We start from the raw sequence: 25340 nt of genomic DNA on the forward strand, positions 1-25340 counted from the left end.
CGGTAGCGGTGGACATCGATGCCGGTGTAAACCTTCATCTGGGCCTCCTCCCCCGAGCTCGAGCTGCGTACAACCGTGGAGCCTACGAAGCTCCCTGAGCAGGGGGTCGAGGCCCGACCCTCATATCCTCAAATGTCCCCCAAAACCGCACAGCCCGGCCCCACCCCGGCGCTGCGGCCCGTCAATCCTCCGGTTCGTAGCCCAGGTTGGGCGCCAGCCAGCGCTCGGCCTCCCGCAGCGTCCAGCCCTTGCGGCCGGCGTAGTCCTCCACCTGGTCGTGGGCGACCCGGCCGAGGGTGAAGTAGCGCGACTCGGGGTGGGAGAAGTACCAGCCCGACACCGCCGCCCCCGGCCACATGGCGTAGCTGTCGGTCAGCTCGATACCGGTGTTGGCCTCGACGTCGAGCAGCGCCCACAGCGTGGCTTTCTCGGTGTGGTCCGGGCACGCCGGGTAGCCCGGGGCAGGGCGGATCCCCCGGTAGCGCTCCTTGATCAGCTCGTCGTTGGTCAGGCCCTCATCGGCGGCGTAGCCCCAGAACTCCTTGCGCACCCGCTGGTGCAGGCGCTCGGCGAACGCCTCGGCCAGCCGGTCGGCGAGCGACTCCAACAGGATGGCGCTGTAGTCGTCGTTGGCCTTCCGGAAGGCGGCCACCCGCTCGGCGGCGCCCAGCCCGGCGGTGACCGCGAAGGCACCGACGTAGTCGTGCAGGCCGGTGGCCTCCGGGGCGACGAAGTCGGCCAGCGAGCGGTTCGGGATGTCGTCGGTGTGCTCGGCCTGCTGGCGGAGGTGGTGCAGGCGGGCAAGCTCGCCGGTGCGCCCCTCGTCGGCGTACACCACGGTGTCGTCCCCGGAACCCGCCGCCGGGAACAGCCCGATCACGCCGTTGGCGGTCACCCAGCCCCCTTCGATCATCTGAGCCAACATCGTCTGGGCGTCGTCCCACAGCTTGCGGGCGGCCTCGCCCTTGGTGGGCGAGTTCAGGAGCTGGGGGAAGTGCCCCTTCAGCTCCCAGGCCCCGAAGAAGGGTTGCCAGTCAATGAACTCCGCCAGCTCGGCCAGCGGGTAGGACGCCAGCCGCTTGACGTGGTGCACGCAGCCGTTGGCCGGCGCCTCGGTGCTCAGGTCCCGGGCCTGCTGGACGACGAGGTGCGGCCGGAACGGGGTGTAGCCCGCCCACGCGATCGGCGTGCGGTTGGCCCGGGCTTGCGCCAGCGAGACGTAGCGCTCCCGGCGGTCCCGGGTCGCATGGCGCTGGCGGATGGCCTCGTACTCGGTGGCGACGTCGGCCAGCAACCGGGGGCGCTGCTCGTCGGACAGCAGCGCCGAGGCCACCGGCACCGACCGGGAGGCGTCCTTCACCCACACCACCGGGCCGTCGTACTGCGGGGCCACCTTGACCGCGGTGTGCGCCCGTGACGTGGTTGCGCCCCCCACCAGCAGCGGGGTGGTGAACCCCTGGCGCTGCATCTCGCGGGCGAGGGAGACCATCTCGTCCAGCGACGGCGTGATGAGCCCGGATACGCCGATGAGGTCGGCCCCCTCCGCCCGGGCGGTGTCCAGGATCTTCTGGCCGGGCACCATGACGCCGAGGTCGACCACCTCATAGTTGTTGCACTGCAGCACCACGCCCACGATGTTCTTGCCGATGTCGTGCACGTCGCCCTTGACGGTGGCCATGACGATCTTGCCCTTCACCTGCGCCGCCTCGCCCGGCTGCTTGTCCGCCTCGATGAACGGGATGAGGTACGCCACCGCCTTCTTCATCACCCGGGCCGACTTCACCACCTGGGGCAGGAACATCTTGCCGGAACCGAAGAGGTCGCCGACCACGTTCATCCCGTCCATCAGCGGGCCCTCGATCACCTCGATCGGCCGCCCACCGGCGGCGGCGATCTCCGCCCGCAGCGCCTCGGTGTCGTCCTCGACGTGGGCGTCGATCCCCTTCACGAGGGCGTGGGTGATCCGCTCGCGCAGCGGCAGCGACCGCCACTCCTCGTTCGCCACCTCCTGGGTGGCACCCGTCCCCCGGAAGCGCTCCGCGATCTCAACCAGGCGCTCGGTGGCGTCGGCCCGGCGGGCGAGGATGACGTCCTCGACGCGCTCCCGCAGATCGGGGTCGAGCTGGTCGTAGACCGCCAGGGCGCCGGCGTTGACGATGCCCATGTCCATGCCCGCGGCGATGGCGTGGTAGAGGAACACCGAGTGGATGGCTTCCCGCACCGCGTTGTTGCCCCGGAACGAGAACGACACGTTGGAGACCCCGCCGGACACCAGGGCGTGGGGCAGGTGCGCCTTCACCCAGGCGGTGGCCTCGATGTAGTCCAGCCCATAGCGGTGGTGGGCCTCGATGCCGGTGGCGGTGGCGAAGATGTTGGGGTCGAAGATGATGTCCTCGGGCGGGAAGCCCACCTCCTCGGTCAGGATCCGGTAGGCCCGGGCACAGATGGCGGACTTGCGCTCCAGGGTGTCCGCCTGGCCCTGCTCGTCGAACGCCATCACCACCGCCGCCGCCCCGTACCGGCGCACGAGCCGCGCCTGGCTGACGAATTTCTCCTCCCCCTCCTTGAGCGAGATCGAGTTCACGATGGGCTTGCCTTGGATGCAGCGCAGCCCGGCCTCGATCACCTCCCACTTCGAGGAGTCCACCATCACCGGGACCCGGGCGATGTCGGGCTCGGTGGCGATCAGCTTGCAGAAGCGGTCCATGGCCGCCACGCCGTCGATCATCCCCTCGTCCATGTTGACATCGATCACCTGGGCGCCGGCCTCGACCTGCTGGCGGGCCACGCTCACCGCGGTGGCGAAGTCGCCCACCTTGATGAGGTCCCGGAAGCGGGCCGACCCGGTGATGTTGGTGCGCTCGCCGACATTCACGAACAGGTGCCCGGGGGCGATGGTGAGCGGCTCCAGGCCCGCCAGGCGGGTCACGGGCTCCGCCGGTTCGGGGAACGGCCGGGGGGCCAGGCCGCTGACCGCGGCCGCCACCGCGGCGATGTGATCCGGGGTGGTGCCGCAGCACCCCCCGACCAGGTTGACGAACCCGGCCTCGCCGAACTCGCGCAGGACGGCGGAGGTGTCGGCGGGCTCTTCGTCGTAGCCCCCGAAGGCATTGGGCAGACCGGCGTTGGGGTAGCAGAGCACAAAGCACTCGGCCAGGCGGGCCATCTCGGCGATGTAGGGCCGCATCTCCCGGCCCCCGAGCGCGCAGTTCAAGCCCACCGCCAGCGGGCGGGCATGGCGTACCGAGATCCAGAAAGCCTCGGTCACCTGGCCGGACAGGGTGCGCCCGGAGGCGTCGGTGATGGTGCCCGAGATCATCACCGGCCACCGCTGCCCGCGCTCCTCGAACAGGGCCTCCAGGGCGAAGATCGCCGCCTTGGCGTTCAGGGTGTCGAAGATCGTCTCGACGATGAGGAGGTCGGCCCCCCCGTCCACCAGCCCGTTGGCCTGGACCCGGTAGGCGTCCACCAGCTCCTGGTAGCTGACGTTGCGCACGCCCGGGTCGTTGACGTCGGGCGAGATCGACCCGGTCTTGTTGGTGGGACCGAGGGCGCCGGCCACGAACCGGGGCTTGGACGGGTCCTTCGCCGTGGCGGCGTCGGCGGCCTGCCGTGCGAGCCGGGCGGCCTCGAGGTTGATCTCGTAGCACAGCTCCTGGGTGCCGTAGTCGGCCTGCGAGAGGGCGTTGGCGTTGAAGGTGTCGGTCTCGATGATGTCGGCGCCGGCGTCGAGGTAGGCCTCGTGGATGGCCCGGATCACCTGCGGTTGGGTGAGCACCAGGAGGTCATTGTTGCCCTTGACGTCGATCGGCCAGTCCTCGAAGCGCTCGCCCCGGCAGTCCTTCTCCGACAGCCCGTAGGTCTGCACCATCGTGCCCATGGCGCCGTCCATGACGAGGATGCGCTCGCGCATCAGCGCCGACAGCTGGGCTTCGGTTTCGGCAAGGGTGGGCATGGGTCGAGGATACCTGGGGGATGTTTCGTCTAGGGCCTGCATCATGATGCAGACCGCATTATGGTGTGAGGATGCGAACCACGATTGATCTGCCTGATGACCTGCACGCTGTCGCGGCTGCCTTCGCCCGGGACCGGGGGATCACCCTCAGCCAGGCGGTGGCGGAGATCATGCGCAAGGCGGTCAGCCCGCCGGCGCTGCCGAGGATCACCATCAGCTCGGTGACCGGCTTGCCGGTACTCGAGACCGGCACCGTCATCACGAGCGAAGACGTGCGGGCGATGGAAGACGAGTGGTGAGGGCGCTGCTGGACTCGAACGTGCTCATTGCTCTGGCGTTGCGGGGCCACGTACAGCACGACGCCGCCGAAGTGTGGCTCGCGGCCCAGGGCGACTATGCGACGTGCCCCGTTACGCAAGGCGCACTTGTGCGCATGGCTATCCGGGTCGGCCGCTCGGGGCCGGTCGCCGCGCAGCTCCTTGCGGGGCTGATCGCGCCGGCCCGGCATGAGTTCTGGGCCGACGACATTGCGTACAACGAGGTGCCGCTCACCGGCGTCCTCGGCCACCGGCAAGTGACGGACGCCTACCTGGCGGCCCTCGCCCGGCACCGCGGGGGGAGGCTGGCGACGTTCGACCGGGCGCTCGCCGGCCTGCATGCGGACGTGGCCGTGCTGGTGCCCGGGACCCCCTGAATCAGCCGGGGGCGGCCGCCGCCGCCGGGCGCTCCCCGCCCTCCACCGCCGGGGATGCCAGCTCGCCCAACCGGTAGCGGTCGATGCTCGGCCCCACCCAGGCGGCCACCTGCTCCACGGGGGCCGAGGCGATCGGCTCCAGCTGCAGGACATAGCGCACCCAGCCCAGTCCCACCAATTGCGAGGCCACCAGGGCGTGGCGGGCATCCAGATCCCCGAGGCCCGCATCGCACCCGGTCTTGGCCCACACCTCCTCCTGGAGGTACTGGCGCAGCCCGGCGGCGGCGATCGGCGAGGAGGAGAACGCCTGGCAGGCGATCATGAAGGGGGGCAGCCCGGGCTCCCAGGGCCGGCCCTGCTCCCACAGCCCCAGGAAGTGGCGCACGAGGTCCGCACCGGTGCGGTCCTCCTTGGACATCTCGACGGCGATCTGGCGGGGGTCGTTGCCGAACTTCATCACCTCGGCGAAGAGCTCCGCCTTGCCCCCGAAGTAGTGGTGGACCAGGGCCGGGTCGACGGCGGCCCGGCGGGCGATGCTCCGCAGGCTGGCGGGCTCGTAGCCCTCCTCGAGGAACGTCGCCCGGGCGGCCTCCAGGATTGCGGCTCGGGTTTCGGACTTACCGGGACGGCGGCCGGGGGGTGGCACTCGGAACCTCCCCTCCAGAGTGGGAAGAAATTTTGGCACGGGCAATTCACCAGCGGTGAAAAATATGGTACAACTCATCGACGATGAAATCATAAGGGGGGGCCCATGGCTATGTCAGATCCAACCCAATCCCGCCTCGGCAGACTCGCTCACTTTTCGTATACCCGGCGCAAACTGGTGCTGCTGTTGTGGGTGATCGCACTGGTCGGCCTGACCGGAGCGGGGTCGATCCTGGGGGCCGCCTTCTCCAACAAGTTCGGCGGGGGCAACAGCGAGGCTATCCGGGCGCAGAACTTCCTGAAGGCCCACTTCCCCCAGGCCGCCGGCGACAGCGCCCAGGTGGTGTTCCACACCACCCAGCCGATCATGACCCCGGACAACGAGGCGAAGATCACGTCGCTGGTGGCCACGCTGGCCGCCATGCCGCATGTAAGCGGGGTGGTCAGCCCGCTGACCCCCCAGGGGGCGTCACAGGCCAGCCGCACCGACCCGACGATCGCTTACGCCACCGTCCAGTTCGACAAGCTGAGCTCCGACCTGCCGCTGCAATCGATCAAGGATGTGGTCAACAAGGCGGAGGCCGCCCGGGCGCCCGGCTTCGACATCCAGTTGGGCGGCCCTCCCGTCGACCAGGTCGACTTCGCGGTGCCGGGCAAGAGCGAGGGCATCGGCATCTTTGCCGCCATCCTCATCCTGTGGTTGGCGTTCGGGTCCTTCGTGGCCATGGGGTTGCCCATCATCGTCGCCCTCTTCGGCGTCGGGATGAGCTACGGCGTCCTCGACATCATCAGCCACAAGCTCTCGGTCCCCACCTTCGCTCCGGAGCTGGCCGCCATGATCGGGTTGGGCGTGGGGATCGACTACGCCCTGTTCGTCGCCACCCGGTTTCGCAACGGCCTCGCTGAGGGGCTGGAGCCGCTGGAGGCGGTCGAGGTGGCCCTCGCCACGTCGGGACGGGCCGTGCTGTTCGCCGGCTGCACCGTGATCATCTCGCTGATCGGCCTGTTCCTTATGGGCCAGCCCTTCGTGGTCGGCCTCGCCATCGGGGCCATCGCCGCCGTGGTCTTCGTGCTGGTGGGCAGCCTGACGCTCCTGCCCGCACTCATGGGCTTCTTCCACAAGCGGCTGGCCAAGCATGCCGTCTCGAAGCGGGCGACGGCGGCCAAGGTTGCCGGGCGGCAGACCGCCGCCCACCGCTGGAGCCACTTCATCCAGCGCCACCCCTGGCTGGCCGGCATCGCCTCGCTGGCGGTCCTGGTTACGCTCGCCATCCCCTTGTTCTCTATGCGCCTCGCCTTCACCGACGACGGCAACGCCCCGACCAGCCTCACCACCCGGCAGGCCTACGATCTGCTGGCCAAGGGCTTCGGCCCGGGCAGCAACGGCCCCCTCGTGCTGGCGGTCAGCCTGCCCAGTGGCAGCGGGGGCGCGGCCCTGGACGGCCTGACCACCACGCTGCGCGCCACGCCCGACGTCGCCGCGGTCGTCCCGCCCAAGCTCAACCAGGACGGCACGGCAGCGGTGGTCATCGCCATCCCGAAATCGGCTCCCGAGGACGCCGCCACCACCGACCTCGTGAAGAACCTGCGCTCCACCATCGTCCCGCAGGCGGTGCAGGGCACCGGCTTGTCGGTGTTGGTGGGTGGATTCACGGCCGGGGGCATCGACTTCGCCTCCCAGCAGACCCACCGCCTGCCGCTGGTCATCGCCCTGGTGGTCGGGCTGTCCTTCCTGCTGCTGATGTCGGTGTTCCGCTCGCTCGTCGTGCCCATCAAGGCGGCGATCATGAACCTGATCTCGATTGGGGCGGCCTACGGCGTCATCGTGGCCATCTTCCAGTGGGGGTGGCTGGGATCGGTGGTGGGCATCGGCAAGGTGGGACCCGTCGACCCGTGGGTGCCGCTGTTCCTGTTCACCATCCTGTTCGGGCTCAGCATGGACTACGAGGTCTTCCTGCTGTCCCGCATCCGGGAGGAGTGGCTGCGCACCGGGCACAACGCCACCGCGGTGGCGGACGGCCTGGCGGCCACCGCCCGGGTGATCACCGCGGCGGCGGCCATCATGGTGTGCGTCTTCGGGTCCTTCGTCATCGGCGACCCGCTGCGGGTCCTGAAGCTGTTCGGCCTCGGGCTGGCCACCGCCGTGCTGGTGGACGCCACCCTGGTGCGGATGGTCCTGGTGCCCTCCACCATGGAGCTGCTGGGCAACGCCAACTGGTGGCTGCCCCGGTGGCTGAACCGGCTGCTGCCCAAGGTGAACGTCGGCGAAGGCGAGGAGCCCGAGACCCTGGAACCGGCCGCCGTCGGCTAGAGCGGGCCGCGCTGGACTCCGTGGACCCCGGGCGGGTTCGGTAAGCTTTGCGGTCGCGGAGCGGCGGGGCCGAGCGTCCCCTCCCTGCCGAGGCTCCGGCCTGACGGACCGAACCCCGGGGACGCCGAAGAGAGGGAGATTTCGCCATGAGCACGCACGACCTCGCCGCAACCGCCCAGGCCATGGTGGCCCCGGGCAAGGGCATCCTGGCCGCCGACGAGTCGGTCGCCACCATCTCCAAGCGCTTCACCGCCCTGGGCATCGAATCCACCTTCGAGACCCGCCGCCAGTACCGGGAGCTGCTGCTCACCGCCCCGGGCCTGAGTGACGGGGTCAGCGGCGTCATCCTGTACGACGAGACCCTGCGCCAGGGCCTGACCGACGGCACCCCGTTCGCCCAGGTGCTGGAGGAGCAGGGCGTACTGCCCGGCATCAAGGTGGACACCGGCGCCAAGCCTCTGGCCGGCCACCCGGGCGAGACCATCACCGAGGGCCTCGACGGCCTGCGCGAGCGCGTCGCCGAGTACGTCTCGCTGGGCGCCAAGTTCGCCAAGTGGCGGGCAGTCATCTCGATCAACACCGCCACCGGCCTGCCGACCGACGCCTGCATCCACACCAATGCCCACGCCCTGGCCCGCTACGCCGCGCTGTGCCAGGAGGGGGGCCTGGTGCCCATCGTCGAGCCCGAGGTCCTGATGGACGGCGACCACTCGATCGAGGTCTCCGACGCGGTCACCACCAAGACGCTGCGGGCGGTGTTCGCCGAGCTGGCCGCCCAGGACGTGTCCCTCGAGCAGATGGTGCTGAAGCCCTCGATGGTCATCGCCGGCAAGAAGGCCTCCCGCCAGGCGGGCATCCAGGAGGTGGCCGAGGCCACCATCCGCTGCCTGCTGCGCACCTGCCCGGCCGCCGTTCCCGGCGTGGCCTTCCTGTCGGGCGGGCAGAGCGCCGAAGTGGCCACCGAGCACCTCAACGCCATGGCCAAGCTCGGCCCGCTGCCCTGGGCCCTGTCGTTCTCCTACGGGCGGGCGCTGCAGGACCCGGCGCTTGCCGGCTGGGCGGGCGACCCGGCGAAGGTGGCCGCGGCGCAGGCCGCCCTCTGCCACCGGGTGGCGTGCAACAGCGCCGCCCGGACCGGGAGCTACACGTCGGCGATGGAGACCGCCGCCTAGTTCGTCTGCGGTTCGTTGCCCTGAGCGGGCCCCTTCGGGGGCCCGCTTCGCGCCCACCGCCGGATCCCGGAGGGGCGTGCGGGCGGCTCAGCCCACGAGCACGGTGAGGAGGTGGCGCAGCTCGGCCCCCGGGTCGGCGGTCATCCCGGCGTGGACCGGGCCGGGCTGCACCACGGTGCTGCGGGGTGCGGCCAGCCAGCCGAAACGCTCCCGGGATGGCTGCACCGAGACCGGGCCTGCGGTGCGGTCCCCCCGGCATACGGCGTCCAGGGTGTCCAGAGCCGCCTGCACCTGGGCCAGATCCAGCCCGGGGGCGAGGGCCGCGAGCCGTTCGGCCGGGAGGTCGGTGGCGAGGGCCAGGAACTCCTGGGCCGGGCAGAACAGCACCACCCCGAGGTTCAGGAACTCCTCCCGCTCGATCCGGGGCACGCAGCGCACGGCGAAGTACTCGAAGGCCTGACGTTCGCCCGGGGCGGTCATGGCGCCACCGGCAGCCAGGGCCGGGGCGGCGCGAGCCGGGCCAGGAGGTGCTCCCGGTAGCGCACCCGGGCGGCGGCCGGGTCGGGCGCCAGCCACTCGTCCGGCACCGCCCCCACCGCGGCGTCGATGACCAGCCGGGTGGCCATTGGAGCCAGCTGGGCGTCGGCCTCGCCGGCGTGGGTGGCCGCCCAGCCGAGGATGTGCTCCTTCGTGTCGTAGGGCTGGGCCGCGAATCGTTCCGGCGTCGATCGCTCCCAGGCATGGTGGAAGTACAGGGCGGCCCCGTGGTCGATGCACCACACCTGGCGGCCCCACAGCAGCAGGTTGGGGTTGCGCCACGTGCGGTCGATGTTGGCGGTGAAGGCGTCGAGCCACAGCACCCGGGCGGCCTCGCTGCGCTCCAGGCGGTGGCGGTAGCCGTCGTAGCCGAACGAGCCGGGCAGGAAGTCGATGCCCAGGTTGAGCCCGACGCTGGCGGTCAGCAGGTCCTGGACTTCCTGGTCGGCCTCGAAGCGCCCGATGTCGGCCGCCAGGTCGATGGCGGCGAGGTCGGGGATGCGGATGCCCAGGTGGCGGCCGAGTTCCCCGACGATCACCTCGGCCACCAGCGCGGGCAGGCCCTGGCCGGCGCCCCGGAACTTCATCACGTAGGTGCCGAGGTCGTCGGCCTCCACGATGCCGGGGAGCGACCCGCCCTCCCGGAGGGGGGAGACGTAGCGGGTGGCGGCAAGGCGGCGCAGCATGGCGGCCACAGCCTACGCGGGTCCTCGAGTGCGATGCGCGCCCGCGGGGAAACCCCCGGGCGCCCGGGGAGGATCGGATGGCCAGCCGGGCGCCGCCGACTCCCCGGCCCTTGATCCCCGCCCCAGGCGGGCGTACTGTGATCTCGCGGAAGAGAGGACCCGCAAGGGTCGTGTTCAAAGGGGGGTGGAATGCGGAAGCTTCTTGTGTTTGTCGCGCTCTTATCGGTGGTGGCGGCAGGATGCAGCAGTAAAAAGAACAACGCCACCGGCACCACAACAACCGGGGCGCCGCCCACAGCGCAGGCTCAAGGTCCACAAACCTTCGGCGTGACGCTGGACGGCAAGACCGACGCGTTCAACGGCGAGTTCGGGACCTTCTTCCCCAACAGCCTGTCGGTCCACGCCGGCGACACCATCAACTTCAGCCTGCCCCGGTTCTCGGGGGTGCCGCACACCGTCACGCTGGGCACACTGGTGGACAAGGGCGTCGCCCGGTTCGAGGCCCTGGGGCCGCAGGCGCCCCTGTCCCAGGTGGAGAACGACCCGGCCATCCTCAACCTGCCCGATGCGTTCCCGCACACCGCCGGCAGCGGCCCCCCCGACGCCAACCAGTCGGCGGGCCAGCCCTGCTACCTGGCCACCGGCGTCCCGCCGCTGTCGCTCTCCGGGGGTGCACCCGCCTGCCCCAAGGTTGCGCAGCCCGATTTCGACGGGACGCAGTCCTTCTACAACTCCGGGCTCCTCTCCAAGGACGGCGACGCGTTCCCCGTGAAGCTGGCGTCGTCGATCAAGCCCGGCACGTACAGCATCATCTGCCTGATCCACCGCGGCGGCATGACGGCCAAGATCACGGTGGTCCCTCCGAGTCAGTCGGTCCCGGCACCGGCAGCGGTGACCGCCAACGGCACCAAGCAGTTCAATGACGTGGTGGCCCGGATGACGCCGCTGGCGCAGGCCGCCCAGGTCACCTCGACGACGAACACCGTGGTCAACGTCGGCAGCTTTGACACCCAGTCGGACAACGTCATCGCTGACTTCGGCCCCAAGTCGCTGTCGGTGCCGGTGGGTGCCACCGTGACGTTCACGTTTGCGGCGTTCCACACGCTGGCCTTCAACGCCCCGGACAGCGCCGTAGGCATCATGTCGAAGGACCCCAACGGGGTTGTCCATCTCGCCGCCGGCGGGGCGCCGGTCGGCTGGTCCGTGCCGCCGGCGTGGTCGCTGTTCCCGCAGCCCGTGACCCAGACCGCGGCATCGGCCGACCTCGGGTCGTACAGCGGGACCGGAGAGCGCAACACCGGGCTCATCGGCTCCATCCCGCCGGCCGTCTTCAGCGTCACGGTGAAGTTCACGCAGAAGGGGACCGTACCGATCCGCTGCCTGGTCCATCCCGAGATGAAGGGTGAAGTGAAGGTCGGCTGAACCACCGCCTCACGAAGCGCCCACCGCGGCCCGCGCTCTGCGCGGCCGCGGTGGGCCTTCTTGCACTCGGATTGCCGGTGGGTACCGGATCGGCCGCCCCGGCGGCGGTCCCACCCGCGCCTGCGAGAGCAGCCGCCGGGCCGCCGACCACCCCGGCCCACGCCGAGTCTGAAGGCTTCCTGCTCCGCGCCGCGCAGGGTGAGAGCGTGCGGCCGGGGCCGGCCTGCCCGGCCGGCGCACCGGTACGCAGCTATGACGTCGCCGCGATCGGCGTGGACATCACCCTCAACCGCTACCTGGACCACGACCCCCTGGGCGAGATGTTCGCTCTGACCGCGGATCTTCCCCGGGTTCGAGCGGAAGACGCGGCCAACGCCCGCGCCCGGGCGGCGGGCGGGCCGCTGGTGGTGACCGCCACCGCCGGCTCGACGGTCACGGGTGGGGTGCTGGACTCCGCAGTAACCATCGGGCTCCAGGGCGACGCCATCCAGCCGCTCACCCTGCGGGTCCGCCAGGGCGAGTGCCTGCGCATCACGCTCCACAACCAGTTGCCGCGCGGTGAGCCGGTCGAGCTCCACCTCCACGGGTCGTCGCTGACGGTGCGCGGGGGCGGTCCGGCGACGGCGGCGAACCCGGCTGCCACCGCCGGCCCGGGCGGGACCGTCACCTACGAGTGGGCGGTCGGTGCCCGCGAGCAGCCGGGCACCCACTACTTCCATTCCCATGCCCTCGAGCGCACCCAGACCGACCACGGGCTCTTCGGGGCGGTGATCGTGGAACCGGCCGGGTCCAGCTGGCTCGACCCGGCCACCGACCACCCGCTCACCACCGGGTGGGCCGCCGTCGTCGTACCGCCCGATGCCGGTGCATTCCGGGAGTTCGTCCTCTACTACCACGAGATCGGCGACGAGAACTACCAGCTGCTGGACCGCTCGGACAACTTCATCCCGCTGGTCGACCCGGAGCTGGGGGCCTACCGCCCCGCCGCCCGCGCCCTGAACTACCGCAGCGAGCCGTTCGCCAACCGCATGAGCCTGCAGAAACTCGTCGACGGCGAGTTCGACGAGTCGGCGTCGTACAGCTCCGCCGTCTTCGGCGACCCGGCGACCCCGCTGATGCGCTCGTACCTGGGCGAACGGGTGATCCAGCGCATCGTGCATGCCGGGGCCGAGGTCCTCCACGTCCACCACGTCCACGGCGGGTCGATCCGCTGGCATCGCCAGCCGGGCCTGGCCCCCGCCGATCCCCCGGGGCTCACGAAGCACCCGCCCCTGCTGCCCGGGGACTCCGACCTTACCGACGCCCAGGCGATCGGCCCGTCGGAGACCTTCGACACCGAGAACGAGTGCGGCGCGGGCGGCTGCCAGCAGTCCGCCGGCGACTTCATGTACCACTGCCATGTCGCCCACCACTACTTCGCCGGCATGTGGGGGATCTGGCGGGTCTACAACACCCTCCAGGCGCCCGGCTCGCAGACCGATGACCTCACCCCCCTGCCCGAGTTGCCCGGGCGCACCGGGGACACACCGGCCGCGGTGGCGTCCGATCAGCTCGTCGCCGCCCACGCGACCGCCGGCCCCGCCGGCCAGCCCCTGACGGCCAGCACCCTGGCGGGATGGGTGGAACAGCAGCTCCCGCCCCCGGGCGTGCCGAAGGGCTACGACGCCGCCGTGATGGACTGGGCCCGCCAGGGGGACCGGTACCTCGCCCCGGCGGAAGATACCCGGGCATGGCCCGGTTACCGACCCATGGCGCCGGGCACACGGCCCCCGATCCTCTTCGACGCCCGGACCGGCCTCGTGGCCTACCCGCTGCTGCAGCCGCACTTCGGCAGCCGCCCGCCCTTCGCCCCCAACCACGGGCCGGCCCCCTTCCTGGATCCGACGCCGAACGGGGCCGACCCCCCGCCGCCCGGGGGGAGCGGCCCGTTCAGCGTGTGCCCAACCGGGACGCGCCCCGACGAGCTGGCGATCAACGCCATCACGGTGCCCCTGACCCTGAACCGCAAGGAGAACCTCACCGACCCCACCGGCGAGCTGTACGTCCTGCGCGACCAGGAGGCGGCGGTCCGGGCGGAGGGAGGCGATGCCCTGCGCCGGCCCCTGGCCATCCGGGCCAATGCGGGCCAGGACTGCGTCGACGTCCTGTTCCGCAGCGAGCTGGAGGACAACGCGATCAACCACATGTTCGCCAAGGCGGACATCCACATCCATTTCGTTCAGTTCGATGTGCAGGGCAGTGACGGGGTGGACACCGGCTTCAACTACGAGCAGGGGGTGCGCCCCTACACCGTCGAGGGGGAACGCCTTGCCGCTCCCACCCCGGCGGGGGCCACCACCGCCGTCCTGGGATCCACCACCCGCTTCCAGCCCGGGGAGGTCGTGGGGGTGGGCATGGACCAGGACGCCAGCTTCGAGGCCCGCAGGATCGCCGCGGTCCAGGGGACGACGCTGGTCTTCGACCGGCCGCTGGCCTTCCCCCACGGGGCGGGCGAGATCGCCAGCACCGAGTTCGTGCGCTACCGCTGGTACCCCGACGTCGAGTTCGGCACCGCCTACTTCCACGACCACGTCAACGCGCTGTCCTCGTGGGCGCACGGCTTGTTCGGTGCCCTGATCGCCGAGCCGCCGGACTCCAGCTACCACGACCCGCAGACCGGCGCGGCGCTGCCCAGCGGCCCGGCCGCCGACATCCACACCACCGGCACCGCCTCGGCGGACGTGCGCGGGAGCTTCCGGGAGCAGGTGATGTTCATCCAGGACGACAACGCCATCACCTCGGTAGGGCGGTCCTCGGGCAGCTCGCTCAACCTGCGGGTCGAGCCGCTGGACGACCGCACAGGGAACCCCGCCGAGCTGTTCAGCAGCACGCTCTACGGCGACCCGGAGACCCCGGTCATCCGGGCCTACCTCGGGGATCCGGTGGTGGTCCGCACCCTGGTGGCCGCCACCAACGACGTGCACACCTGGCATATCGACGGGCACAGCTTCCGGGCGGAGTCCTTCGACAGCCGGGCGCCGCCGGTGGACACCATCCACGTCGGGATCTCTGAGCGCTACGACCTGAGCATCCCGGCGGCCGGTGGGGCGCAGCGCCTCCCCGGTGACTACCTCTATTACGACGGCCGCTCGTACAAGCTCCGGGAAGGGGCCTGGGGGCTGCTGCGCGTGCTGGCCCAGCCCACCCCGTCGCTGCAGCCGTTGCCCGGTCACGAATCCCTACCCGTCCCGGCCTCCAGCGTCTGCCCGGCCGGTGCCCCGGGGCGTACGTTCTCGGTGGCCGCCCTGGCGGTGCCGCTCCCGATGCTGGCCACCACCTCGCCCCCCCGGATGGGCAAGGTCTTCGTCATGGAATCCAGCGTGGCGTCGGTGGCGTCGGGCCGCACGGCACCCGGGCCGCTGGTCCTGCATGCCGATGTGGGGGACTGCATCACCGTGCACCTGCGCAACGCCACGGGGGGTCCCGTGTCGCTGCATCCCGACCAGCTGGCCTTCGACCCGGCCCGCTCTGCGGGAGTCGCGGCCGGCGCGGAGCCGGTGCAGGCCGCCCCGCCGGGCGGGACCTACACCTACACCTGGTACGCGCCACCCGAGGTCGGACCCACCGCCGCACTCCTGCAGGACTTCGGCGACCCGCTGCACAACCTGGGGGCGGGGCTCTACGGTGCGGTGATCGTGGGCCCCCGGGGAGCGACCTACCGGGATCCGGGAACCGGTGCCGACGCCTCGGCGACCTCGTCGTGGGCAGTCGACGTCCACACCGCCTCCGGCTCGTACCGGGACTTCTCGTTGTTCCTGCAGGACGAGGACGCCGGCATCGGGACCCACCGGATGCCCTACACCACCAGGGTGGACGGCCCGGTCGGCATCAACTACCAGGCGACGCCGTTCACCGGGCCGCGCCCCGCGGCGGCTAGCACGCCGGTGCTCATGGCCCTGGCGGGGGACCCGGTCCACATCCACGTCCTGGTTCCCTTCAGCGAGCAGGACCAGGTCTTCAGCGTGGAGGGCCAGCGGTGGCCGGTCGAGGCCGGCGTCCCGGGCTCCACCCTGGTGAGCTCGCTGCAGGTGGGCGCCGACGAGGCCGTCACCCTGGTCCTCGCTGGCGGCGCGGGGAGCGGGCCGGGGGTCTACGAGTACGGCGACGCCCGGGCGCCCTACCGGGAGGCGGGGATGTGGGGCACCTTCCGGGTGAGCTGCCCCGGAGCGCTGCCCATCCGGCCCCTGGCCTCCTCGACAACCCCGGCCGCGTGCGCCGGCGCTCCAACCCTCGTGCGCCGGGCTGCTCTCCCGGTGGCCGTCGTGGCCGGTGGGGGTGCCGTCCTGGTTGCCCGGAGGCGCCGGCGCCAGCCTCGCTAGGGGCGCCGGGGCGCTATGCGGTCACTTGCCCGCGTTTCGGGGGCGAATCGACCTGCGATGATGTGGGCGGCGGCCCGGGTTCGGTGCCCCCCGCACGGAGATAAGGACCTCGCCGGTCTTGCCGGGCCCGATGGCGCCGGTCAGCCTCCCCACCTTCCCCGCCATTTCCACTGCACTGGCCCCCAGAGGGATCGGGCCACCCGTTGTCCGTCGTGCCACGCCTCACAGGCGTTGTGGGTCCCCCGGTCAGTCCTTACCAGGTTTTTTGCGCGGTCGGTGGGCCCCGCCGGTGTCCAGGTAGCCCTCCAGCGTGGCGATGGTCTCGTCGAGCCACTCGACCCATCCCTGCTCCAGGCGGATGCCCAGGCGGAGCGTCAGCAGTGGGTAGGGGGGCGAGCCGCCGGGGTCCCACATCCGCAGGGCGGGCTCCATCTGCTGGTAGCCGGCGAGGAGATCGGCGTGGCGGGTGCGCCGCCCCCGCAGCATGGCCACCAGCGCTGCCGGCCCCACCTGGTCCCCGAAGAACACCTTGGCGAGCGCCTCGTCGTAGTAGCGCACCGAGGCCTCCGGCGAGTGGAGCCAGGACTCGAGCGCTGCCCGGCCGGCGGGCGTCAGGGTCAGGAGCCGCCGGCGCCGGGCATTGTCGCCCGCCTCCTCGGCCACCAACCCGTCCCGGACCAGGCGCCTCGCCTGCTGGTAGACCTGGCTGTGGGCGGCCGACCAGAAGAAGCTCACCGTGCCCGCCATCGCCTTCTTCACGTCGTAGGCGGACATGGGGCCGAGGGCCAGGAACGCCATGAAGACGTAGTCCCCGGCGGGCAGCGGTCCCGGTTTGGCGGGCGGATCCGGACTTGACATGGGTACAGGATGGACTATTGTTTCGTAGTCCATCCTGTACTATTGGCAGCCGAAGGGATGGGGACAAGGGAGGGGCACGTGACCGAGGAGCGGCGATTCCTGGCGGTAATGATCGGCGGCAAGTCGGACGAGGAGATCGAGTCGTTCATCACCACGCTGGGGGGCATGGAGCCGGTCGTCGACCTGGTCTTCGCCCTGATGCCCCAGGAGCTGGATCCGGCGAAGGCCAAGGACTGCATCCTGGGCTGGGAGATCAGCTCCGGCGACCAGAAGGTGAGCTACCGCACCGAGGTGCGCAATGGCACGCTGACCGCCGAGAAGCGCGAGCCCGGCGACGACACCACTGCCACGATCATCATCGACATGGTCGAGTTCCTGCGCATCATCATCGAGGAGCGCGAGGCGCCAAAGGACTACGTCCTGGGCAAGTTCAAGGTGAAAGGCGACCTGGTGCTGGCCTACAACGTGCCGGAGATGTTCCCCTTCAAGGAGAAGCCCTCGCTCACCGCCTCTGCCTGACGCGCGGCAGCACCTGCGCGGTCGTGCCACCACCATCTGGCAACAGTGGTGGTGGCACCCTTGAGGAATCCCCCGCTTCCCCCTAACCTGGCGCCCGAACAAGGCGTCCGGGGTGGGCGCACTACGGAAGGAAGTGGCTGTAGGCCGGTGTGCGGTGCACCGCACATGGCGTACGGCCAGGGAGGGGGTTCCTGTGACACGGTTCTCGTGGTGGCACCGCGCCCGGATGTCGGGCGCGGCACGTGCGTTGACCTGCCTGGCCGTGGCTGGCCTGCTGGTGGCCACGCTGGCTCCGCCGGCGCCCGCCGACTATGTCGGCACCGGCACGCACCCGTGGGCGGTCGTGCTGTGCAACTTCACCAACCAGCGGCTGGACCCGGCACCGGCGAGCTACTTCAACACCATGTACGGCAACGGGGGCTCGGGATCCGGGCAGTTCAACTTCGTCGACTTCTGGCACGACGTGTCCTTCGACCAGCTGTCGGTCGCCGGCACCACGGTGATCGACGGGTCCCACGCCGACGCCAACGGCTGGTACACCGTCCCGGAGACCCGCGACACCTGGGGCTACTCGCGGGACCGCTACGGCAAGATCGTCGACTGCGAGAACGCCGCCCTGCCGGACGTCAATTTCCACAACTACTACGGCGTGGTGGCGATCTTCCCCGAAGCGGCCGGCAACCTGACGGCCGGGATCAGCGCCGCCGACACCGCAGTGACGGTCACCAACTCCAGCGGCGCGACCTCCAACGTCACCACCACCAATTACTGGCCGGCCGCTCCGTTCATGATGAACATCCAGAGCGAGACCGTGAACGTCACCGCCGCGCACGACAACGGCGACGGCACCGAGACCTTCACCATCACCCGTGCGGCCAACGGGACCACCGCGACGGCCCACCCGGCGGTGGACGGCAGCGGGAACGCGGTCGGCGCGGGCGTGCCCGGCGACTTCGGCGAGGTGACCGGCGGCAGCCATGTCGGCACCCCGCCCGGGTTGAGCAACGTCACACTGTCGGACACCAACACCTACCAGCTGGCGCAGGTCGTCCTGCCCAACGAGGCCAACCTCACCGGGGCCGGGCACGAGACCGGGCATGGGTTCGGCTACAACCACTCCCGGAAGCTCAGCTTCTCGACTGTCGACTACAAGGACGCCACCGACATCATGAGCGCCTACGACGGCACTTACGAGACCGGCTCGCTCGGCACCTCGTTCGGTGGGGCGGTGCTGGGCAGTGTGGTCGACGACAAGGGCCCCGGCCTGGATGCGATCGACCTGGACTTGCAGGGCTGGATCCCCTCCGGCCGGCACTTCGCCTTCAACAACGCCTCGCCGCCGAACCAGTCCACCATCACCCTGCATGCGCTCTCCGACCCCAACGCCCGGTTGGGCAGCAGCGACTACCTGGAGGCGCGGGTGCCGGCATCGGTGACCATCCAGAACGCCGACCCGACCGGGGCGGCGCCCACCAGCCCGCCCACGTGCAGCGGGACCGGCTTCGGCTGCACCACCAGCCAGTACTACACGCTGGAGTACCGCCAGAAGACCGGCTGGGACTCCGGTTTCCCGGCCAGCGCCGTCGTGGTGCACCTGTTCGGGGCCGACAACCGCTCCTACTGGGTGGACCAGTTGCCGGACGGTCACAACGGGCTCCTCTACGCGGGCGATGAGTACGTCGACGCCGCCAACAAGACCTACGTCGCCGTCAACTCGATCTCGGGCTCCTCGGCGCAGGTCACGATGGGCTCGGCGCAGATCACCCCGACCCTCGCCTGGGCCGGGGCCACCAGCGGCGACTTCAACGACCAGGTCACCCTCGCCGCCGATCTGAGCGTCGGGGGCGCCCCGGTGCCCAACGAGAGCGTGGACCTGTCGGCCGGGACACAGTCGTGCTCGGGTACCAGCGATGCCGCCGGGCACGTCTCGTGCACGATCACGCTGACCCAGGACCCGGCGGTGGTCTCTGCCTCGGCCTCGTTCGCCGGGGACAGCGCCTACGCCGCGGCCGGCAGCAGCCCGGCGTCCTTCACCATCAACCAGGAAGACACCAAGGTCACCTTCAACGGGGCCAGCGCCGGCGACTACCACGACGCGGCCACCGTCTCCGCCACGCTGACCGACCCGGCGGACGGCACCCCGATCGCCGGGAAAGCGATCGGCTTCACCATCGGCACGAGCGCCACGGACACCTGCTCGGCGAGCACCGGGGCCGACGGGGTGGCGGCCTGCACCGTCACGCCGACCCAGGTCCCGGCGCCCTACACCATGCATGCGGCCTTCGCCGGGGACACCGACTACGCAGCCAGCGCCGACGCCAGCACGACCTTCACCATCACCAAGGAGGAGACCACCACCACCTACACCGGACCCACGGTGATCCTCCAGGGGGCCTCGGGAGTCACCCTCACGGCGGGGCTGTTCGAGGACACCACGGCCACGGCGGGCGACCCACCGACCGACCCGATCGCGGGGCGCACCGTCACCCTCGGCCTGGGCGCGCAGACGTGCACCGCGACAACCGCCAGCACCGGCACCGCCTCGTGCACGCTGACGTTCAGCGGCGCCCTGGGTCCCGAACCGCTGTCGGCCACCTTCGCGGGGGACGCCTACTACCTGCCATCGCAGGACACGTCGAAGACCGCGATCGTCTTCGCTTTCCCCTCCCGGGGCGCCTTCGCCCTGGGCGACCAGACAGTGGCTGCCGGCAGGGCGCCGGTGACCTGGTGGGGGGACAACTGGTATGCCCTGAACCAACTTTCGGGCGGGGTGGCGAACCCGGCATTCAAGGGGTTCATCGGCACGATCTCGTTGCCGACCAGCACCCCGCCGGCGTCCTGCGGAGGCAGCTGGACCACGCTGCCGGGAAACAGCCCGCCGCCGACCTCGGGGGTCCCTACCTACATGGGCGTGATCGTCCCGAGCACGGTGGCCAAGTCCGGCAACGTCTTCTCCGGCAATTCGACCCACATCGTGGTGGTTGCCACTGACCCCGGCTACGGGCCGAACCCGCAGAGCCACGGCACCGGCACCATCGTGGCGACCTTTTGCTGACACCTGCCGCCGGGTCCCCGGCCTGGGCACCGATCCGCCTCGTGCGGACGGCGGCTCTGGCCGGGGCCCTGGCCTCGGTTCTAGCAGGGTGCTCGGGGCCGGCCGCGACGCCGGGCGGCTCCGTCCCGTCGTCGCCCGCGCCCCGCCTGCCCACACCCCCGGCCACAACCGCCGCGCCCGGGACGGCCCCGCTCCGACTTGTCACGGGCGACTCCGCCTATGGCGCCATCCTGGAGACCGGCGCCGGCTACCCGGTGTACGTCTTCTCCGGTGACGGCAGGGGCACCAGTCGCTGCACCGGGTCCTGCGCGGCCCAGTGGCCACCGGTGCCGAGCGCGGGCAGCGTGCTGCCGGGACCGGGAGTGCAGGCGGATCTCGTAGGCCGCAGCCGCCGGCCGGACGGGGGCGACCAGGTCACCTACGCCGGGCGCCCGCTGTACACCAACCGGGCCGACATCTCGCCCGGCCAGCTCAACGGGCAGGGCGCCTCCAGCTTCGGCGGCCAGTGGCACCTGGTCGATGCCTCCGGGCAACCGGCGTCCGCCCCGGTCCCGTCTCCCGCCCGGTCGGTCGGGGGCGGTGCCTGAGTCAGCCGACGCTGACGAGGTCGACGACGAAGATCAGCGTCTCTCCCGGCTTGATGGCGCCGCCCGCCCCGCGGTCGCCGTAGCCCAGGTGGGGCGGGATCACCAGCTGCCGGCGCCCGCCCACCTTCATCCCGGCGACACCCTGGTCCCAGCCCCGGATCACCCGGCCGGCACCCAGCGGGAAGCTGAAGGGCTGGCCCCGGTCCCACGAGGCGTCGAACTGGCGCCCGTTCGAGTGGGCGACCCCCACGTACTGGACCGTGACGTGCTTGCCCGCCGTTGCCTCGGCGCCCGTGCCCACCTCGAGGTCCTCGATCTGCAGGTCGGTCGGGGGCGGGCCAGCGGGGACGGTGACGGCGGGCTTGGTCTGGGCCATGGCGGGGTCCTTTCCGGTGGGCAGCAGTCAGGCCACCCTAGCCGACACAACCCCGATTCCGGCGGGCCGGGGTGCCACCGGCAGTAAAGTGGGAACGTGGGTTTCGCCTGGAAGCAGTGGCTCTCCGACGACCAGATGACCCTGCTGGCCGGCTACCGCGAGCACACCGGGCGAGCCGTCGAGTACGCCGCCAGCGCCTTCCTCGAGTGGCTGGACGGCGCCCCGGCGACCATCGCCCGCACCACCGAGTTCCTCTGGGGCTACCTACCCCTGCGCTTCCGCTCGGAGCCCGAGCCGCCGTCCGATTACCCCCAGCAGGTGGCGGATCTGGTCGAGTTCGCCGGCCCCCGGCTGGGCTGGGACGTCGCCGGGTGTATGGCGGTATGCGCCGATACCGCGGCGTACGAACGCCGCTGGCGCACCCGCAACACCACCCCCCTGCCGCTGTGGCTCGAGGAGCTGCGGCTGTGGATGACCGCCCGGGAGCTGGAATGCTCCGTCCCGCCGGCGGACCCGGACGACCCGCTGCTTGCCCAGGCCCTCCGGGACCTCAAGCCCGGCACCGCCGGGCTCCTCGCCCAGGTGCGGGAGCCCGACCCCCGCATGCGCCCGCCCCTGCCCGAACCGTGCACCGGGCTGGAGGCGGTGGGGGCCCTGCTGGAGGTCATCGGCGCCGGCGTCAGGCTCACGGACACCGGCCGGTTGGGCATGGCCCACGGGCGGGCCTTCCTGGAGACCATGGGATGGGACTACCTCCTGGACGAGAAGATCGGCAAGGAGATCTTCAAGACCCGAAGCACCTCGGAGATCGAGGCCATCGAGCTCACCCGGGCATGGGCCGGCGCGGCCCGCCTGGTCCGGGTGCGCCAGGGCAAGCTCGTCCCGACCACCGAGGGCAGGCAGTTCGGCCGGGCGCCCATGGACGACTGGTGGGCACTCTTCGACGCCGGCGCCCGCCGGCTCTCGTGGGCCACCTTCCGGTACCCGAGCCGCCGCCGGCCCTTCTGGGCCGAGTTGGTCGCCGACCATGGCCCGGCCTACCTGCGGATGGCGCTCGATGCCGGCCGAAGCGGGATCGCCCTGTTGCCGGTGGCGGCCCTGACGTGGAGCCGGATCGCGGCGGCCTGGGTGACCGACCAGCTGAACCGCGACCAGGTCCGCTGGCAGGTGGACATGGTGTCGTCCAGCATCCGCCGCGGGGTCTTCCTCCCCCTCGAGCTGCTGGGTGCCGCCGAGACCTGGATCGGGGGGGCGGACGGCGCCGCCCGGCTGACGCCCATCGGTCTGTGGGCGGTGGCCCGGCTGCGCCGCCAGCTGCTGGAGGAAGCCGGCAAGGAGGCGCAGAAGGCGGCGGCCACCCGGCGGGAGCCGACCCCGAAGGGCGTGGTGGGCGGCGGCAACGTGATCGATCTCGCCGCTCGTAGGCCGGCCCGGCGATCGGGCTATTGGGGCACAGCGGCGCCCTGAACCCTGCCCACGGCGTCGTTCGTCGGCCGCAATGAGGTCACGTTGCCGGTTTTCGCGGGCAAATCGACCTGCCACGATCTGGGCCGGCCTCCCGGGCCCTCAGCGCCCGGTGGTGGCCAGGGCGGTGCGCAGCACGTAGCCCACTTGGGCGGTCTGCAGGCCGGCACGCTGTTCGGTGTGGCCATCGGGCCAGCGGGTCTCGACGGTCCCTCGGGCGAGGTCCGGCCGGGGGCGGAGGACCGGCGGCTCGGCGGCGACATCCAGCTCGACGCCGCACCCGAAGGTGGCGAACAGCTGCGCCGCGGCGGTGCCCATGCCGGCCACCGTCACCGCCCCGACGGTCACCCTCCCGCGGGCTGCAAGGTGCACCGGGATCCCCTGGGCGGCAAGATATGCGGCCAGTGCGGCAGTCTTGGCGCCGCCGGGGTCAAGCCCGCCGGGGTTCCGCCCCACAAGGCTCTCGGGGTTGTCGGGAACGCCGTCAGGAACGGAAATGGTGTAGCCGGATGCGTCGCTCATCGCCGGGGTCACAGTACCCGCCCACACCGCGCCTTCAGCCGCGCCCGGGATGCTGCCGGACATGAGAGCGCCGGAACGCTTCCTGCCCGCCCGCACCGCCGTGCTGGTCGTTGTGGCCATCCTCCTGTCGGCATGCACCAGCGGATCGCACCGGCCTGCTGCGCAGACGTCCACCGGCTCGCCGGCAGCCGGGGCATCGCCAACCGCCACCGCCGTCTCCGCTCCCATCCCCGCCATCGAGGCCGGGCTCCTTCCCTGGAGGCTCGGCACGCCCATCAGCCGGGTCACGGTGCTGCCCGCAGCCCCGGGACATCTCCTCCTGGCGGGGGGCGCCAGCAGCGCCGGACCGTCGAACGGGGTGTACTTGCTCGACACCGCCTCGGGAGCCCTGACGCCGGAGGGGTCGCTGAGCCAGCGCGTCCAGGATGCCGCCGGTGCGGTGGTCGGCGGGGGCAGCGTGCTCTTCGGCGGGACCGCCTCCGCTACCGTGGCGACCGTCCAAACCGTGGGTCCGTCCCCGGGCGGGACGGTGCCGGTCACCGGCACACTCCCCCAGCCCCGTTCGGGAGCGGCCAGCGTGACGGTAGGTGCCACGACCTACCTCGTGGGCGGCGACGCTGCGGTGCTCGCCACCACGGACGCCAGGACCTTCACCAAGGTGGCCGACCTCCCCGTTCCGGTGCGCTATCCGGCGGTGGCGGCGGTCGGCGGCCAGATCTACGTCTTCGGCGGCGAGGGCCTGACCGACGGTCAGCCGGTCAGTGCCATCCAGCGCATCGACCCCGCCCGGCGCTCCGCCACCCGCGCCGGCCAGCTCCCCATGCACGTGACGGGCGCGGCCGCGGTCACGATCGGCACCCAGATCTACCTGGCCGGCGGCACCACCGCCGAAACCCAGACGGTGACCCCCGGCGCCGGACGGACCCAACTGCCCGGGACCTGGCTGGGCCCGGAGCCACCTGGGGCAGGAGCCGGGGCCACCGGGCACACTGGGCCCACCGGGTCCATCGTGCCCACATCGGGCGGCATCTGGGCGTTCAACCCCGCCACCGGTGCCGTGCTGCCCGCCGGCCAGCTGCAGGTGCCGGTCTCGCACGCCGGGGTGGCGGTGGCGGGCGGCTCGGCCTGGCTGGTGGGCGGCGAGTCGAGCGGCAGCCTGGTCGCCGCCGTCCAGGTGCTGACACCCAATGCCAGCTTCGGCCAGGCCGGCTCCCCGGGGGCGGGATCCCCCTACTACGGCACCCAGTTGCTCATCGCCGACCGGGGCAACGACCGCCTGCTGCTCATGGATGCCGCCATGCATGTGACCTGGGAGTATCCCGGCCCGGGACTGTCCGCCGATCCGCTCGGTTTCTACTTCCCCGACGACGCCTTCTTCGCCCGCCACGGGTCGGTGATCGTCTCCAACCAGGAGCAGAATGACACCATCGTGCAGATCGCCTACCCAACCGGGACGGTGGTGTGGTCCTACGGCCACCCGAAGACGCCGGGCGCCGGTCCCGGCTTCCTGCACGAGCCCGATGACGCCTACCTGCTGCCGGACGGCCAGATCACGGTGGCGGACGCCGACAACTGCCGGATCCTGGTCATCAACAACGACAAAACGTTGGCCCATCAGGTGGGAACCACCGGGACGTGCACCCACCACCCGCCGGCATCAATGGGGACACCGAACGGCGATACCCCGCTGGCCGACGGCAACCTGCTGGTCTCCGAGATCACGGGCGTCTGGGTGAGCGAGTACACGCCGACGGGGTCCCTGGTGTGGACGGTGCACCTCCCAGGCGTCACGTACCCGTCGGACCCGCAGCAGGTGGGGGCCGGCCCGGGGAACGATGCCGACCACTACCTGGAGGCGGACTACGCCAAGCCCGGGGGCGTGGTCGAGTTCACCCGGGAGGGCCAGATCCTGCGCACCTACCACGTGGCGGCCGGACCCGGGATGCTGAACCACCCCTCGCTGGCCGAGCTGCTGCCCAGCGGTGTCTACCTGATCAACGACGACTACCGGCACCGCATGGTGGCCATCGACCCGGCCACCGGCGCCCTGGTGTGGCAGTACGGGACCAACGACCAGGCGGGCATGGCGCCGGGTCAGCTGAACACGCCCGACGGCTTCGACCTCCTGGCCCCGGACGGATCGACGCCAACCCATCCCTTCACCGGCTGAGCCGGCCTT

The 25340-nt window shown here is 71.3% G+C and carries 18 protein-coding genes; 11 read left to right on the forward strand and 7 right to left on the reverse strand.

Going from position 1 to position 25340, the window contains the following annotated elements; translation table 11 throughout:
* Positions 1-181: 181 nt before the first annotated feature.
* Positions 182-3955 carry a methionine synthase gene (gene metH / locus VFW71_00405; protein ID HEU5001225.1) on the reverse strand — a complete coding sequence of 1258 codons (3774 nt, stop codon included), beginning with the start codon at positions 3953-3955 and terminating at the stop codon, positions 182-184.
* Between the two features lie 71 nt (positions 3956-4026).
* Between metH and VFW71_00410 the strand changes: the two genes are divergently transcribed.
* Complete coding sequence (locus VFW71_00410; GenBank protein ID HEU5001226.1) at positions 4027-4254, forward strand: antitoxin; 228 nt, start codon at positions 4027-4029, stop codon at positions 4252-4254.
* Positions 4251-4649: a TA system VapC family ribonuclease toxin gene (locus VFW71_00415; GenBank protein ID HEU5001227.1), complete on the forward strand. Its 399-nt coding sequence runs from the start codon at positions 4251-4253 to the stop codon at positions 4647-4649. The genes VFW71_00410 and VFW71_00415 overlap by 4 nt, the downstream gene beginning before the upstream one ends.
* Before the next feature lies 1 nt (position 4650).
* On the opposite strand, the gene VFW71_00420 is transcribed toward VFW71_00415, so the two are convergent.
* Complete coding sequence (locus VFW71_00420) at positions 4651-5295, reverse strand: TetR family transcriptional regulator (GenBank protein HEU5001228.1); 645 nt, start codon at positions 5293-5295, stop codon at positions 4651-4653.
* 177 nt (positions 5296-5472) lie between these two features.
* Between VFW71_00420 and VFW71_00425 the strand changes: the two genes are divergently transcribed.
* Together VFW71_00425 and VFW71_00430 are read left to right on the forward strand one after the other, a co-directional pair.
* Positions 5473-7605: an MMPL family transporter gene (locus tag VFW71_00425; GenBank protein ID HEU5001229.1), complete on the forward strand. Its 2133-nt coding sequence runs from the start codon at positions 5473-5475 to the stop codon at positions 7603-7605.
* Positions 7606-7751: 146 nt separating this feature from the next.
* On the forward strand, positions 7752-8777 hold the full coding sequence (locus VFW71_00430; GenBank protein HEU5001230.1) for a class I fructose-bisphosphate aldolase: 1026 nt from the start codon (positions 7752-7754) through the stop codon (positions 8775-8777).
* A gap of 87 nt (positions 8778-8864) precedes the next feature.
* On the opposite strand, the gene VFW71_00435 is transcribed toward VFW71_00430, so the two are convergent.
* Together VFW71_00435 and VFW71_00440 are read right to left on the reverse strand one after the other, a co-directional pair.
* The gene (locus tag VFW71_00435) at positions 8865-9257 is read right to left on the reverse strand and encodes a DUF3037 domain-containing protein (protein HEU5001231.1); all 393 of its coding nucleotides are present in this window, start codon (positions 9255-9257) and stop codon (positions 8865-8867) included.
* On the reverse strand, positions 9254-10000 hold the full coding sequence (locus VFW71_00440) for a HipA family kinase (protein HEU5001232.1): 747 nt from the start codon (positions 9998-10000) through the stop codon (positions 9254-9256). The genes VFW71_00435 and VFW71_00440 overlap by 4 nt, the downstream gene beginning before the upstream one ends.
* Positions 10001-10189: 189 nt before the next feature.
* Between VFW71_00440 and VFW71_00445 the strand changes: the two genes are divergently transcribed.
* The gene (locus VFW71_00445; GenBank protein ID HEU5001233.1) at positions 10190-11422 is read left to right on the forward strand and encodes a hypothetical protein; all 1233 of its coding nucleotides are present in this window, start codon (positions 10190-10192) and stop codon (positions 11420-11422) included.
* A gap of 77 nt (positions 11423-11499) precedes the next feature.
* Complete coding sequence (locus VFW71_00450) at positions 11500-15780, forward strand: multicopper oxidase domain-containing protein (GenBank protein HEU5001234.1); 4281 nt, start codon at positions 11500-11502, stop codon at positions 15778-15780.
* A gap of 246 nt (positions 15781-16026) precedes the next feature.
* Here the strand turns inward: VFW71_00450 and VFW71_00455 are convergent, their stop codons facing one another.
* Positions 16027-16638 (reverse strand): PadR family transcriptional regulator, encoded by a 612-nt coding sequence (locus VFW71_00455; protein HEU5001235.1) that lies wholly within the window; start codon positions 16636-16638, stop codon positions 16027-16029.
* Positions 16639-16716: 78 nt separating this feature from the next.
* Between VFW71_00455 and VFW71_00460 the strand changes: the two genes are divergently transcribed.
* The 3 genes from VFW71_00460 to VFW71_00470 all read left to right on the forward strand — a co-directional run bounded on the left by VFW71_00460 (position 16717) and on the right by VFW71_00470 (position 20799).
* A complete protein-coding gene (locus VFW71_00460) occupies positions 16717-17157 on the forward strand; it encodes an alkyl sulfatase C-terminal domain-containing protein (GenBank protein ID HEU5001236.1) in 441 nt (146 codons plus the stop codon).
* 193 nt (positions 17158-17350) lie between these two features.
* Entirely contained in the window at positions 17351-20212 is a 2862-nt protein-coding gene (locus VFW71_00465; protein HEU5001237.1) for an Ig-like domain-containing protein, read from the forward strand.
* A gap of 41 nt (positions 20213-20253) precedes the next feature.
* Complete coding sequence (locus tag VFW71_00470) at positions 20254-20799, forward strand: hypothetical protein (GenBank protein ID HEU5001238.1); 546 nt, start codon at positions 20254-20256, stop codon at positions 20797-20799.
* 1 nt (position 20800) lies between these two features.
* Here VFW71_00470 and VFW71_00475 read toward each other — a convergent pair whose 3' ends face one another.
* The gene (locus VFW71_00475; GenBank protein ID HEU5001239.1) at positions 20801-21175 is read right to left on the reverse strand and encodes an FKBP-type peptidyl-prolyl cis-trans isomerase; all 375 of its coding nucleotides are present in this window, start codon (positions 21173-21175) and stop codon (positions 20801-20803) included.
* A gap of 96 nt (positions 21176-21271) precedes the next feature.
* Here VFW71_00475 and VFW71_00480 point away from each other — a divergent pair, with 96 nt between their 5' ends.
* A complete protein-coding gene (locus VFW71_00480; protein ID HEU5001240.1) occupies positions 21272-22642 on the forward strand; it encodes a hypothetical protein in 1371 nt (456 codons plus the stop codon).
* 99 nt (positions 22643-22741) lie between these two features.
* Here VFW71_00480 and VFW71_00485 read toward each other — a convergent pair whose 3' ends face one another.
* Positions 22742-23161, reverse strand: coding sequence for a hypothetical protein (locus VFW71_00485; protein HEU5001241.1), 420 nt, complete (start codon positions 23159-23161; stop codon positions 22742-22744).
* A 61-nt stretch (positions 23162-23222) separates the two neighbouring features.
* On the opposite strand from VFW71_00485, the gene VFW71_00490 reads away from it, so the two are divergent.
* Entirely contained in the window at positions 23223-25331 is a 2109-nt protein-coding gene (locus VFW71_00490) for a hypothetical protein (protein ID HEU5001242.1), read from the forward strand.
* Positions 25332-25340: the final 9 nt, after the last annotated feature.

This window comes from Actinomycetota bacterium, assembly GCA_035765775.1.
In the GTDB taxonomy this organism is placed as follows: domain Bacteria; phylum Actinomycetota; class CADDZG01; order JAHWKV01; family JAOPZY01; genus DASTWV01.

Bases quoted from the DNA above. Each gene is read 5' to 3' on its own strand.
- metH (HEU5001225.1), bottom strand. From the start codon at position 3,955: ATGCCCACCCTTGCCGAAACCGAAGCCCAGCTGTCGGCGCTGATGCGC.
- VFW71_00410 (HEU5001226.1), top strand. From the start codon at position 4,027: ATGCGAACCACGATTGATCTGCCTGATGACCTGCACGCTGTCGCGGCT.
- VFW71_00430 (HEU5001230.1), top strand. From the start codon at position 7,752: ATGAGCACGCACGACCTCGCCGCAACCGCCCAGGCCATGGTGGCCCCG.
- VFW71_00435 (HEU5001231.1), bottom strand. From the start codon at position 9,257: ATGACCGCCCCGGGCGAACGTCAGGCCTTCGAGTACTTCGCCGTGCGC.
- VFW71_00440 (HEU5001232.1), bottom strand. From the start codon at position 10,000: ATGCTGCGCCGCCTTGCCGCCACCCGCTACGTCTCCCCCCTCCGGGAG.
- VFW71_00445 (HEU5001233.1), top strand. From the start codon at position 10,190: ATGCGGAAGCTTCTTGTGTTTGTCGCGCTCTTATCGGTGGTGGCGGCA.
- VFW71_00455 (HEU5001235.1), bottom strand. From the start codon at position 16,638: ATGTCAAGTCCGGATCCGCCCGCCAAACCGGGACCGCTGCCCGCCGGG.
- VFW71_00475 (HEU5001239.1), bottom strand. From the start codon at position 21,175: ATGGCCCAGACCAAGCCCGCCGTCACCGTCCCCGCTGGCCCGCCCCCG.
- VFW71_00485 (HEU5001241.1), bottom strand. From the start codon at position 23,161: ATGAGCGACGCATCCGGCTACACCATTTCCGTTCCTGACGGCGTTCCC.
- VFW71_00490 (HEU5001242.1), top strand. From the start codon at position 23,223: ATGAGAGCGCCGGAACGCTTCCTGCCCGCCCGCACCGCCGTGCTGGTC.